Origin of the sequence: Kribbella sp. NPDC050124, assembly GCF_044460355.1 — a bacterium.
Classification (GTDB): Bacteria; Actinomycetota; Actinomycetes; order Propionibacteriales; family Kribbellaceae; genus Kribbella.
On record NZ_JBITJU010000021.1, the window covers coordinates 42,948 to 54,620 of the forward strand.

General features: G+C 68.9%; 11 protein-coding genes and 1 tRNA gene. 3 read left to right on the forward strand and 9 right to left on the reverse strand.

The genetic code is table 11. The annotated features are described in order from the left end of the window. From ACIBL3_RS35020 to aceE, 3 genes are all read right to left on the reverse strand, one after another. Nucleotides 1-1,095, reverse strand: coding sequence for a flavin-containing monooxygenase (locus tag ACIBL3_RS35020; RefSeq protein ID WP_396358155.1), 1,095 nt, complete (start codon nt 1,093-1,095; stop codon nt 1-3). Next, the gene (locus ACIBL3_RS35025) at nt 1,095-1,424 is read right to left on the reverse strand and encodes a hypothetical protein (protein WP_396358156.1); all 330 of its coding nucleotides are present in this window, start codon (nt 1,422-1,424) and stop codon (nt 1,095-1,097) included. Before ACIBL3_RS35025 ends, ACIBL3_RS35020 begins: the two co-directional genes overlap by 1 nt. Before the next feature lie 167 nt (nt 1,425-1,591). Then, nucleotides 1,592-4,321: a pyruvate dehydrogenase (acetyl-transferring), homodimeric type gene (aceE, locus tag ACIBL3_RS35030; RefSeq protein ID WP_396358276.1), complete on the reverse strand. Its 2,730-nt coding sequence runs from the start codon at nt 4,319-4,321 to the stop codon at nt 1,592-1,594. A 297-nt stretch (nt 4,322-4,618) separates the two neighbouring features. Between aceE and ACIBL3_RS35035 the strand changes: the two genes are divergently transcribed. Both ACIBL3_RS35035 and ACIBL3_RS35040 read left to right on the forward strand, forming a co-directional pair. Continuing rightward, nucleotides 4,619-5,065: a DUF3052 domain-containing protein gene (locus tag ACIBL3_RS35035; RefSeq protein ID WP_360520867.1), complete on the forward strand. Its 447-nt coding sequence runs from the start codon at nt 4,619-4,621 to the stop codon at nt 5,063-5,065. A gap of 7 nt (nt 5,066-5,072) precedes the next feature. After that, nucleotides 5,073-5,537, forward strand: a complete 465-nt coding sequence (locus tag ACIBL3_RS35040) for a peroxiredoxin (RefSeq protein WP_396358157.1) — start codon at nt 5,073-5,075, stop codon at nt 5,535-5,537. Nucleotides 5,538-5,632: 95 nt separating this feature from the next. Here ACIBL3_RS35040 and ACIBL3_RS35045 read toward each other — a convergent pair. After that, nucleotides 5,633-5,709 (reverse strand) — tRNA-Val (locus tag ACIBL3_RS35045). A 225-nt stretch (nt 5,710-5,934) separates the two neighbouring features. Here ACIBL3_RS35045 and ACIBL3_RS35050 point away from each other — a divergent pair. Further along, nucleotides 5,935-6,186: a hypothetical protein gene (locus tag ACIBL3_RS35050; protein ID WP_396358158.1), complete on the forward strand. Its 252-nt coding sequence runs from the start codon at nt 5,935-5,937 to the stop codon at nt 6,184-6,186. A gap of 29 nt (nt 6,187-6,215) precedes the next feature. Here the strand turns inward: ACIBL3_RS35050 and ACIBL3_RS35055 are convergent, their stop codons facing one another. The 5 genes from ACIBL3_RS35055 to ACIBL3_RS35075 are packed head-to-tail and all read right to left on the reverse strand — an operon-like array spanning nt 6,216 to nt 11,535. Further along, complete coding sequence (locus tag ACIBL3_RS35055) at nt 6,216-6,773, reverse strand: GNAT family N-acetyltransferase (protein ID WP_396358159.1); 558 nt, start codon at nt 6,771-6,773, stop codon at nt 6,216-6,218. Next, a complete protein-coding gene (locus ACIBL3_RS35060; protein WP_396358160.1) occupies nt 6,757-8,271 on the reverse strand; it encodes an ABC transporter ATP-binding protein in 1,515 nt (504 codons plus the stop codon). The genes ACIBL3_RS35055 and ACIBL3_RS35060 overlap by 17 nt, the downstream gene beginning before the upstream one ends. Then, complete coding sequence (locus ACIBL3_RS35065) at nt 8,268-9,059, reverse strand: ABC transporter permease (protein WP_396358161.1); 792 nt, start codon at nt 9,057-9,059, stop codon at nt 8,268-8,270. The genes ACIBL3_RS35060 and ACIBL3_RS35065 overlap by 4 nt, the downstream gene beginning before the upstream one ends. Next, the gene (locus ACIBL3_RS35070) at nt 9,056-9,994 is read right to left on the reverse strand and encodes an ABC transporter permease (protein WP_396358162.1); all 939 of its coding nucleotides are present in this window, start codon (nt 9,992-9,994) and stop codon (nt 9,056-9,058) included. Before ACIBL3_RS35070 ends, ACIBL3_RS35065 begins: the two co-directional genes overlap by 4 nt. Continuing rightward, the gene (locus ACIBL3_RS35075; protein ID WP_396358163.1) at nt 9,991-11,535 is read right to left on the reverse strand and encodes an ABC transporter substrate-binding protein; all 1,545 of its coding nucleotides are present in this window, start codon (nt 11,533-11,535) and stop codon (nt 9,991-9,993) included. Before ACIBL3_RS35075 ends, ACIBL3_RS35070 begins: the two co-directional genes overlap by 4 nt. Between the last annotated feature and the right edge of the window lie 138 nt (nt 11,536-11,673).

Sequence of the window (11,673 nt, forward strand, 5' to 3'; positions counted from 1 at the left end):
TCAGGCCGCGGCAAGGCTCCGGCCGGATCGGGCTGCGATGCGCTTGGCGACGTACGCGGCGTCCCGCCCGACCCCCGGCAGCACCATCGAGCTGAAGGCGAACTGGAAGGACAGCCCGCAGAAGAACAGCCCGGGCGCGTCCGTGACCACGCCGCGCTCCTCGACCGGCCAGCCGTCAGCGCCGAAGATCGGCAGCCGGATCCAGTCGAAGACCTGCTTGAACCCGGTCGCCCAGACCACGTTCGCCACGTCCAGCACCCGGTCGTCGCCGAGCACCGGCAGCCCGTCCCGGACCCCGGTGACCCGGTCCTGGACCCGCTCGACCCCCCGCGCGAGCAGGTCGGACCGCTTCACCCGGAGCATCGGACCACCGTGGAACCGGATGTCCTCCTTGGCCTTCCGGCCGATCGGGGTCCGCCGGGTGACCACGTGCTTGCCGACGAACAGGAAGACCGGGAAGAACACGTGCGCGCCGAGGCTGTCCAGCCGGACCGGGATCTGGCCCGGGTCGCGGCCGCACAGGACGGTCGGGTGGCTGGTCGCGACCTCGTAGGCGATGTCCGTCCCGGAGTGCGAGCCGCCGACGACCAGCACCGGGCCGTCCTTCAGCTGCTCGGACCGGCGGTACTCGCTCGAGTGCAGCTGCCGGATCGCCGGGTCGAGGTCGACGGCGAAGTCCGGCAGGTACGGCGTCCTGCCGAAGGTGCCGGTGGCAACGACCACGTTGTCGGCGTGGATGGTGCCGGTGCTCGTGGTCAGGGCGTACCGGTCGCCGTACGCCTCGAGCTTCTCGACCCGGGTGCTGCTGCGGATCGGCAGGTCGAACCTGGCGGCGTACGACGCCAGGTAGTCGGCGACCTCGTCCTTGGTCGGGTACGACCACGGCGTGCCGGGAAACGGCATCCCGGCCAGCCCGTCGTACTTGCGCGGCGTGTAGAGCCGCAGCGTGTCCCACTGCGCCCGCCACTGGTCCCCGACCCGGGCGTTGCCGTCCAGGATCAGGAACTCCTTGTTCCGCTTGCGCAGGTGGTGGCCGGTGGATAGTCCGGCCTGGCCGGCGCCGATGATGACGGTCTCGACACTTTCGGTGTTCATCACGCGAGCCTCCGCTCGTCTCGTGCGACGCCGCGGTGCGTTGCCTGGTAGCGGGCGTGGTAGCCGGTGTGGTAGCGCAGCCACCACAGCAGCATCACCGCGGACGTCACGACGTAGAAGCCGTGCAGGGCCCAGATCGGTCCCGGCGGCAGGTGCACCACGTAGATGCAGTGGACGGCGTTGCCGACGTTGGCGAGGACCAGGTTGGCCGGGCTGTACGACTTCAGGTCGCGGGTCCGGACCGCCTTGATCACCATCGGCATGGCACTCGACGCGAAGAGGATGGTGGACACCGTCCCCGCGAGAAGAGCAATGCTTACGCCAGTCATGTCACCGACGGTAGGGACCGGGGGCCGCCTGCCGCGTCGGACGGAATGCGCAACCTGCGCAGGCAGCCGGCTACGAGGTTTGTCGTACGCCGGTGTGCCGCCGGATCCACTGGGTCCGCACACAGGAAAGCCGCCCACCCCGAACGGGGTGAGCGGCTTCCCAGGTGTCAGGCGCCGGCGCCCTCTTGCTTCACGCCGGCGACCGCGGTCGGGTCGTCGATGCGGTACTTGCGGGCCGCCTCGGCGGCGACCTCCGGCTTCACGTCACCGCGCTTGGCCAGGATCTCCAGCGTCGCGACCACGACCGACTCAGCGTCGACGTGGAAGTGCCGCCGGGCCGCCGCCCGGGTGTCGGCCAGACCCCAGCCGTCGGTCCCGAGCGAGGTGTAGTCGTTCGGCACCCAGCGCGAGATCTGGTCCTGCACCGAGCGCATGAAGTCGCTGACCGCGACGACCGGGCCGCTGGTGTCCTTCAACTGCTCGGTCACGAACGGCACCTGCTCCGGCTCGTCCGGGTGCAGCAGGTTGTGCTCCTCGGCCGCGATCGCGTCCCGGCGCAGCTCGTTCCACGAGGTCACCGACCAGATGTCGGCGGCCACCGAGTACTCCTCGGCGAGGATCTGCTGGGCCTTGCGGACCCACGGCAGCGCGACACCGGACGCGAGCAGCTGGACCCGCGGTACGTCGTCGCCCTCGGCCGTCTCGTACTCGCTGAACCGGTACATGCCCTTCAGCAGCGCCGCGACATCAAGATCGGCCGGCTCTGCTGGTTGGGGAACGGGCTCGTTGTACACGGTCAGGTAGTAGAAGACGTCCTCGCCGTACGGCGCGTCCTTGTCCAGGCCGTACCCGTACATCCGGCGCAGGCCGTCCTTCACGATGTACGCGACCTCGTAGGCGAAGCCGGGGTCGTAGTGCACCGCGGCCGGGTTGCTCGAGGCAAGCAGCGGCGAATGGCCGTCGGCGTGCTGCAGGCCCTCACCGGTCAGCGTCGTACGCCCGGCGGTCGCGCCGACCAGGAAGCCCCGGCCGAGCTGGTCGCCGAACGCCCAGAGCGAGTCACCGGTCCGCTGGAACCCGAACATCGAGTAGAAGATGTAGAACGGGATCATCGGCTCGCCGTGCGTCGCGTACGCCGTGCCGGCCGCGATCATCGAGCCCATCGCACCGGCCTCGCTGATGCCCTCGTGCAGCAGCTGGCCCTGCTCGGACTCCTTGTACGACAGCAGCAGGTTGCGGTCGACCGCCTCGTACTGCTGCCCGTGCGGCGAGTAGATCTTCGCCGTCGGGAACATCGAGTCCATACCGAACGTGCGGTACTCGTCGGGCGCGATCGGGACGATCCGGGGACCGACCTCCGGGTCCTTCATCAGGTCGCGGAACAGCCGGACCAGCGCCATCGTGGTCGCCACCGGCGCGTTGCTGCCCTTGCCGAGCGGCTTGTAGACGTCGTCACCAGGAAGCTTCAGCGAGGTCTTCGGGGTCACCCGGCGCTCCGGCAGCGAACCGCCCAGCTGCTTGCGCCGCTCCATCATGTACTGGTACTCCGGCGAGTCCGTGCCGGGGTGGAAGTACGGCGGGTTGTAGGCGTCCTCGAGGTCCTTGTCCTCGATCGGCAGGTAGAGCCGGTCCCGGAAGGCCTTCAGGTCGTCCGAGGTCAGCTTCTTCATCTGGTGGGTCGCGTTGCGGCCCTCCAGCGCCTCGATCGTCCAGCCCTTGATGGTCTGGGCCAGGATCACCGTCGGCTGCCCGACGTGCTCGGTGGCGCTCTTGAACGCCGCGTAGACCTTGCGGTAGTCGTGACCGCCGCGCGGCAGCTTGCGCAGGTCCTCGTCGGACAGGTTGCGGACCATCGCCTGCAGCCGCTGGTCGCCGCCGAAGAAGTTGTTCCGGATGTACTCGCCGGACTCCACCGAGTAGGTCTGGAACTGGCCGTCCGGCGTGGTGTTCATCTTGTGCACCAGCACGCCGTCGTGGTCCTGCGCCAGCAGGTTGTCCCACTCCCGGCCCCAGATCACCTTGATCACGTTCCAGCCGGCGCCGCGGAAGTACGCCTCCAGCTCCTGGATCACCTTGCCGTTGCCACGGACCGGGCCGTCCAGCTGCTGCAGGTTGCAGTTGATCACGAAGGTGAGGTTGTCCAGCTCCTCGCGGGCGGCCAGGCCGATCGCGCCGAGCGACTCCGGCTCACCCATCTCACCGTCGCCGAGGAAGGCCCAGACGTGCTGCTGGCTGGTGTCCTTGATGCCGCGGTGGTGCAGGTACCGGTTGAACCGGGCCTGGTAGATCGAGTTCAGCGCGGCCAGTCCCATCGAGACGGTCGGGAACTCCCAGAAGTCCGGCATCAACCGCGGGTGCGGGTACGACGACAGTCCGCTGTGCGGGCCGCGGGAGACCTCCTGGCGGAAGCCGTCCAGCTGGTCCGCGGACAGCCGGCCCTCCAGGAAGGCGCGCGCGTACATGCCGGGGGAGGCGTGGCCCTGGATGAAGACCTGGTCGCCGCCGCCGGGGTGGTCCTTGCCGCGGAAGAAGTGGTTGAACCCGACCTCGTACAGGCTCGCCGCCGACTGGTAGGTGGCGATGTGGCCGCCGACCTCCAGGCCCTTGCGGTTGGCCTTGCTGACCATCACCGCGGCGTTCCACCGGATGAAGGCGCGGATCCGCCGCTCGATGTGCTCGTCGCCGGGGAACCAGGGCTCCCGCTCGGGCGGGATCGAGTTGATGTAGTCGGTGCTCCGCAGCGCGGGCACTCCGACCTGTCGCTCCCGGGCTCGCTCGATCAGCTTGAGCATCAGGTAGCGCGCTCGCGCCTTGCCCCGTTCGTCCAGGACCGCGTCGAGCGATTCGACCCACTCCCGTGTCTCGTCGGGGTCGATGTCGGGGAGCTGGGTGGGCATCCCCTCGGTGATGATGGCTGGTGGTTCGTGTCCGGAAGCCACGGTGTCCTGCCGTTCTCTCTGGTTGCTCTTCCCTGCAATCCTGTCACCTGTTCGGAATGCGTTCTACTTCGCCTTCCACAGGGGCCCGATTCTGGCCGTCCCGGCGTGTTCCCACCGGACACGCGCCGGACCCACCACGCGGATACCGGACACGTCACGGAACCCTCGTGCATACTTGCGCGACGCGGTAGGCCACGATGGACTATCGCTACTGACGCCTACCCCCGGGCAAGCGGGGACCACGGAGGAGGACACGTGAGCGCGACCGCGGACCACGCGGACGGCAAGAGCGGAGGGCCGAACATGGCCTCCCGGCTCGGCCTGGAGACCGGCTGGATCGTGCAGGAGATCGGCTACGACGACGACTGCGACGACGAGTTCCGCGACGCGATCCGGGAAATCACCGGAGAGGAGTTCGTCGACGAGGACACCGATGAGGTCGTGGACGCAGTCCTGCTCTGGTTCCGGGAGGACGACGGCGACCTGGTCGACGCGTTTTTCGACATCCTGACCGACCTGAAGGCCGGCGGCGTGGTGTGGCTGCTGACCCCGAAGGTGGGCCGGGACGGATACGTCGACGCCAGCGACATCGCCGAGGCCGCCCCGACGGCCGGACTCGCCACCACGAGCAGCCTGACCGTCACCGACGACTGGTCGGCGACCAAGCTGGTGGTGCCCAAGTCGGCCCGCGGCAGCCGGTGACCGTCCGGTGACCCCTGCCGTCGGCAGCCGGGCACCGGACTTCACCGCCCGGAACCAGTACGGCGAACAGGTCCGGCTGACCGACTTCCGCGGCCGGCGCGACGTCGTGCTGGTGTTCTACCCGTACGCGTTCAGTGGCGTGTGCACGAGTGAGCTGACCACGCTGCGGGACCGGCCCGACCTGCTCGCGGCAGCGGAGTTCCTGGCCATCTCCTGCGACCCGATGTTCACGCTGCGGGCCTATGCGGAGGCCCAGAAACTCGAGTTCGGGCTGCTCACCGACTTCTGGCCGCACGGGGCGATCGCGTCGTCGTACGGCGTCTTCGACGCAGACCGCGGCTGCGCCCTCCGCGGCACCTTCGTCGTGGACCGGTCCGGTGTGATCCGGTGGTCCGTGGTGAACCCGATTCCCGAGGCCCGAAACCCCGACGACTACGCCCAGGCCCTGGCAAGTCTGGGCGGGAAGCCATAGGCCAGCGGATCGACCTGGCTTGGGTGGGCGGCGCTGGGCATGGCGAGGCTCCTCGGATCCTCCGCCCAGCGCCGCGCGGCGAGCAGGTGGGAACCTGGTGGGCTGTGAGGGACTCGAACCCCCGACCCCCTCGGTGTAAACGAGGTGCTCTAACCAACTGAGCTAACAGCCCACGTCCGTGGCAAACGAAGCCCCGGACCACAAGGGGCCGGGGATCGCGCACTCCTGCGGAGCGGACACCTGACCGTATCACCTCACCGCGGCCGATGCTGACTCATCAGGCCTTCTCCGCGCATCCTCGGTTCTGCCGGGCGCTGTCAGGCCCGGGCATTGCCCCGCCGCGCAGGTGGGAGGAGCCTGAGAGGGTCCGAGCCATACCCCGTGGAGGGAGTCGGAAATGACCACGCACACCGAGGTTGCGGATCACGAGCACCTTCCCGGCGACGGGTGCGAGACAGTCGACCACGAGGACCATGTCGACCACGTGCACGGAGCTGAACGCCACCCCGAGGCCGAGGTGCACGCCGGCCACCGAGAAGCACACAGCGCCGGCGACGGCTGCGAGATCGTTCAGCACGGCGACCACGAGGATCACCTTCACGACGGGCACAGGCACTTCCAGCACGGCGATCACGTGCACGAGCACTGATCGCCGACTCGATTCGGCTGCCTTGGGTGTCAGGTGGTCCTGGGGATCGGGATTTCGAAGTGGACGGCGGGGCTGTGGTGGGGGTCTACGCGGCCGTCGTGGACCTGTGTGGCGATGGTGCGCCAGAAGGGTTCGGCGCCCTCCACGGCCGCGTTGGTGTGCAGGTAGATCGTGTTGTAGCCGGGTGTGTCGGCGATGAACCGGCAGGCGAGGTCGACGAGAGCTCGGGCCAGGCCGTGACGGCGGTGCTCGGGCCGGACGTAGACGCGGAAGATCTGAGCGGTCGTGCCGGACGGGTACCGCTCCGCGATCCAGGGTGCGTGCGGCGGGCTTTTCGGGCCGTCGGCGCGGACGGCGGCAGTCCCGACCACCTCGTCGTCCAGTACGGCGACGAACAGCCGCTGTCGGGGATCCTCGAAGTACGCCCGGCCCGGATCGACGACGTCGGCGTGCCAGCGCGGGACGTACCCGTGCCCGAACACGTGGTAGAAGGTGTCGAGCATCACCGAGCGCGCCCCGTCGATGTCCTCGCGCCGAGCGGTCCGGACGACGTACGGGCCGAGCTGGTGTTCAGCGGGTAGGGGCAAGGCTCTCCTCCATCGTCGAGGCGGTCACCAGAGCGCGGGTGACCAGGTGGGCGGGATTGGCGAGGACCTTCGCCGTGGCGCCTTGCTCGACGATCCGGCCGTCGTCCAGGATTGTGACCCGGTCCATCAGGCCGGCCACGACGGACAGGTCGTGGGTGACCAGCATCAGTGCGCAACCGCTGCGTACCTGCAGCGTGCCGAGTACGTCGAGCAGCTCCGCCTGCGTCACGGTGTCGAGGCCGGACGTGATCTCGTCGCAGATCAGCAGCTCCGGTCGCGCGAGGACGGCCCGTACGAGGGCTGCCCGCTGCAGCTCGCCGCCGGACAGCGATCGCGGTAGCCGGGTCGCCACGTGCTCCGGCACTCCGAGCCTGTCCAAGTCGTCGAGCGCCTGCCTGCGGGCGACCGCGCGTTGCACACCGCGCAACCGCTCAGCCGTCCGCGCGACCTGGTCGAGCACCGGGACGAACTCGTTGAACGACGCGCGCGTGTCCTGATGGACATACTGAATCCGGGCGAGCTGCTCCCGGGTTCGCTGCCGGAGCAGTGGCGACAGGGGAGTGGCGCCGAGCAGAATCTCACCGTCGCCATGCGGATGCAGGCCGGCGATGCACCGGGCCAACGTGGTCTTCCCGCTGCCCGACCGCCCGACGACGGCGAGCCGATCGCCGGGCCAGATCTCCATCGACACCTCGTGCAACGTGTCCACTCGCCGGTGTCCGGCAACCAGGTCGCGGACGGTCACCGTCGGCTCCTGCCGGTCAGCCGGTGACGGCGACGGCGACGGCGCAGCTGCGATTCGCTCGGCCTCGACCAGTCGCTGGGTGTAGGGATGCCTGGGTACGGCGAGAAGGTCGCCGGCCGGCCCGGATTCCACGATCGCGCCGGCGTTCATCACCAGCACGTGATCGGCGAGCATCCGGACCAGCCCGAGGTCGTGGGTCAGCAGCAGGATCGCGATACCTTGCTCCGCGACCGCACGCAGTTCCCCAGCGAGCCGGCGCCGGATCAACGCATCCTGTCCCGTGGTCGGTTCGTCGGCGATGAGGACCTTCGGCCTGCCGATGAGCTGGTGCGCGAGGACGACGCGTTGCTGCTGGCCGCCGGAAAGCTGATGCGGATATCGCTTCAGCAGTTGTTCGCCGTCCGGGAGTTGCGCCTGCTGCAACGCTTGCAGCACGCGTTGCGGGACCCGCGGGCGAGGGACGTGCAGCCGCGCGATCTCCCGCAGCACGGCGCCGACCCGCCGGACCGGATTCAACGCCGACGAAGGTTGCTGCGGCATGTACCCCACCGGTCTGTCGACGTGCACCTCACCCGTGACGGTTGCCCCGGCGGGCTGCTCACCGAGCAGCGCCAGCGCGGTCGTGGTCTTGCCGCTGCCGGATGCACCCACGAGGGCCGTGACGCTGCCAGAGGTCAGGCTGAACGAGACATTGTCGACAATCGAACGATCGTCGATGCGGATGGTCAGATTGTTGACAACGGCGACGGTCACCGGGCCTCCGCTCGCAGAATCCGGTCGAACAGGAGGTTCACGCCCACGGCCAGCATGACGATCAGCAGTGCCGGGACGACGACCGCCCACGGCTGGACGAACAATCCGCCGCGGTTGCGATCGACCATCGCCGCCCAGTCGCCGGCCTGTGGCGAGATGCCGACCCCGAGGAAGCTGGCCGAGGCGACGAGGTACGTCGCACCAGTGAATCGCGTGCCGAGGTCGGCCGCGAGGGTACGGCGCATCGACCGGGCGACGTACCCGAGTCCGATCCGGATCCGGCTCTCGCCCTGCAGTCGCATCGCCTCGACGGCCGGCCGCGCGGACAACGCGAGCGCGGCGGCCCGGCTGATCCGCACCACGTCGGGGATGTTGATCAGAGCAACGACCGCGGCGAGCACCCACGGCGAGTGTGGGGCGATCGACACGAGCAGGAGCAGCATCAGCATCGACGGCACCGCGAGCAGCAGGTCGAGTGGCCGCATCAGCACCTCGTCGAGCACCCGGTTGCGGGTCATCCCCGCCGCCAGCCCCACTGGCACCGCCGCCAGGTAGGTGCACGCGGTCGCGGCGACGGCGATCAGGATCAGCGAACGGCCGCCGAGCAACACCTCGTTCCACACGTCCCGGCCGACGAAGTCCGTACCGAGCCAATGCCCGCCGCCGAGACTGAACGGCACGTCTTTCGCGGTGTCTCCCGATGCGACGAGCGGCCCGGCCAGCGCCAGCAACAGCGGTACGGTGACCAGCGCGCCGGGGAGCACATAGCCGGTGAGCCGGCGCATCATCGCCCCACCTCCGCGGCGGGTGCGAGGACACGGGCCGCGATGTCGGCGGCCAGGTTCACCAGCACTGTGGTCGTCGCCAGAACCACAGCCAGACCCTGGACCACCGGCAGGTCGCGGGCGGCGACGGCCTCGGCAAGGGCGGTCCCCAGGCCGGGGATGACGAAGATCGCCTCGATGACGATCACGCCGCCGATCAGCCAATCGGTGGTCCGGGCGAACTGCTGGACCGATGGGGCGATCGCGGTGGGGAGCGCGTGCAGCAGCCGGATGCGGATTGCAGACAATCCGATTCTCTGCACGTGCCGGACATAGCCGGACTGCTGGGCGTCGATCATGCCCGCGCGGATCAGCCGGCTCAGCGAGCAGACCGGCCGCAGCAGCAAGACCAAGACGGGCAGCACGAGTACGGCGGGATTGCTGCCGATCGATGTACCGACGGCTGTCGGAGGAAACCAGCCGAGCCTCACGGCGAAGACCGTGACGACGAGGATCCCCATCGCGAACTCCGGCGCCGAGTACAACCCGAGCGTGCTGCCGGTGATGACCCGATCCAGCCGTCCGCCCTCACGATGCGCCGCGAGCATCCCGAGTCCGACCGACAGCGGGATCAGCAACACCAAGGTCAGCCCAGCCAGCAACACCGTCGGACCAGCCGCAGTCGCGATGATGCCGACGACCGAACGAGGTCCGACCAGCGACTGACCGAAGTCCCCATGCAGCGCCGCAACGAACCAGTCGCCCAGCCGATGCCAGGATGACTCGTCCAGCCCCAGCCGTTCCCGCAGCGCCGCGATCACCGCCGGATCCGGGTTGTCCCCGGCGATCGTCACCGCCGCATCACCTGGCAGCGCCTCGGTCAGGAAGAACATCCCGCTCATCACCACCAGTACCTGGGCGACACCGAGCAGCAGCCGATTGACGACGTACCGGGTCACGCCAGCCAGACCTTGTCGAACCGCGCCCAGTTCAAGGTGTTCGCCGGCGCTTTGTCGTCGACGCCGCCCACTGCGGGGGCCGAGGCAACGATCCAGTCCGAGACGCCCCACCACAGGAAGCCGCCGTCGTCGAACAGTTGCTGCTGCATCCGCAGATACAGGTCGGCGCGTTCGTCCTCGTCGGTGGTCGACTGGGCCTCGTAGTACAACTTGTCGAAGTCCGGCCGCCGCCACTGCGTGTTGTTGGTGGTCGAGGTCGTCAGCAAGCGCTGCGAGATATGCGACTCGAGCGGCATCGCTCCGGACCGATAGCCGGCCAGCACGCCGTTCTTCGCGATGTCGGCCCAGTAGGTGTCCTTGTTGCCGAGCTTGACGTTCAGGTTCAAGCCGATCGCGCGCGCCTGGTCGCTGATCGCCAGCGCGGCCTCCTTGAGTCCGGTCGACGCGTCCGAGGTGTCGAAGTCGATGGTCAGGCCCTCGGCGCCGGCCTGCTTCAGCAGCGCCTTCGCTCGGTCCAGATCCTGACCGCGCTGCGCCAGACCCGCCGCGTAGTACCGGTAGTTCTTGCCGTAGAGATCGTTGCCGAGCTCACCCGATCCGTGCAGCACGGACCGGATCAGTTCGTCCCGGTCGATCAGGTGGAACATGGCCTGCCGCAGTTCCGGCTGGTTGAACGGCGGCCGGTCGACCTTCATCGCCAGCCCGTGGAAGTTGCTCAGCGGCAGCCGGTGGATCCGCACGGCCTTCTCGTGCGTACGGGCGCTCGTCGGCGTGAGGTCGTGCGCGTACTCGACCTGCTTGCCGAGCAGTGCGTTGACCCGGGCGGCCTCGTCGTTGCTGATCAGCAGCTGCAACTCCTCGATGTACGGCGCTCCGTCCCAGTAGTCCGGGTTGCGCTCGGCCACGAAGCTCCGGCCAGGCTCGAACGAGCGGAACCGGAACGGCCCCGACCCGACCGGCTTCGCGAGGTCCGGCGTACCGGAGGGCGCGATGTAGGTCCCGAGGGTCGCGAGCGCGTTCGGGAACTCGCCGTACGGGCGTTCGAGGCGGAACTCGATCGTGCGGTCACCGATCGCGCGACTGTTCGCCAGATCGATCACCGACAACGCCGACTTCGCCCGCCGGGTGGAGCCGGGCTCGACGATCCGGGCGAAGCTCGCGAGTACGTCGGCCGGCCGGACCGGCTGCCCGTTGTGGAAGGTCGCCTGGCGCAGTGTGATCCGCCAGGTCCGCAGATCCGCGCTTGGTTCCCACTTCTCGGCGAGCCGGGGCTGCGGCGCCATGTCCGAGCCGTAGTCGGCGAGCTTGTCGTACAGCGCCTTGGTCCGGGCGATCTCGACGTACAGGTTGGTCTGGTGCGGGTCGAGCACCTCGGCCGCGCCGCCGCCGGAGAACGCGGCGCGCAACCGGCCGCCGGACCGCGGTTGTCCGATTGTCGACGATCCGGAGGAGCCGCCTCCGCAGCCGGGCAGGGCGGTGGCCGCCGTACCGGCTGCTGCGAGACCGAGGAAGCCGCGACGGCTCAACGACGAACTGGACATACGAGGACCTCACTCCCTCGGGGTGGACAGGCAATCGAAAACGATAATGGTTTTCAATTCCTAGAGCCAACTCGGTCGGCTGATCCCACGAGGGGATTCCGCTCATCGGACGGTGTCGGCGGATGCCGTAGCCGGTGG

Coding starts and splice junctions, on each gene's coding strand:
- ACIBL3_RS35075 (WP_396358163.1), bottom strand. CDS start 11,535: ATGTCCAGTTCGTCGTTGAGCCGTCGCGGCTTCCTCGGTCTCGCAGCA.
- ACIBL3_RS35050 (WP_396358158.1), top strand. CDS start 5,935: ATGACCACGCACACCGAGGTTGCGGATCACGAGCACCTTCCCGGCGAC.
- aceE (WP_396358276.1), bottom strand. CDS start 4,321: ATGCCCACCCAGCTCCCCGACATCGACCCCGACGAGACACGGGAGTGG.
- ACIBL3_RS35025 (WP_396358156.1), bottom strand. CDS start 1,424: ATGACTGGCGTAAGCATTGCTCTTCTCGCGGGGACGGTGTCCACCATC.
- ACIBL3_RS35020 (WP_396358155.1), bottom strand. CDS start 1,095: ATGAACACCGAAAGTGTCGAGACCGTCATCATCGGCGCCGGCCAGGCC.
- ACIBL3_RS35065 (WP_396358161.1), bottom strand. CDS start 9,059: ATGATGCGCCGGCTCACCGGCTATGTGCTCCCCGGCGCGCTGGTCACC.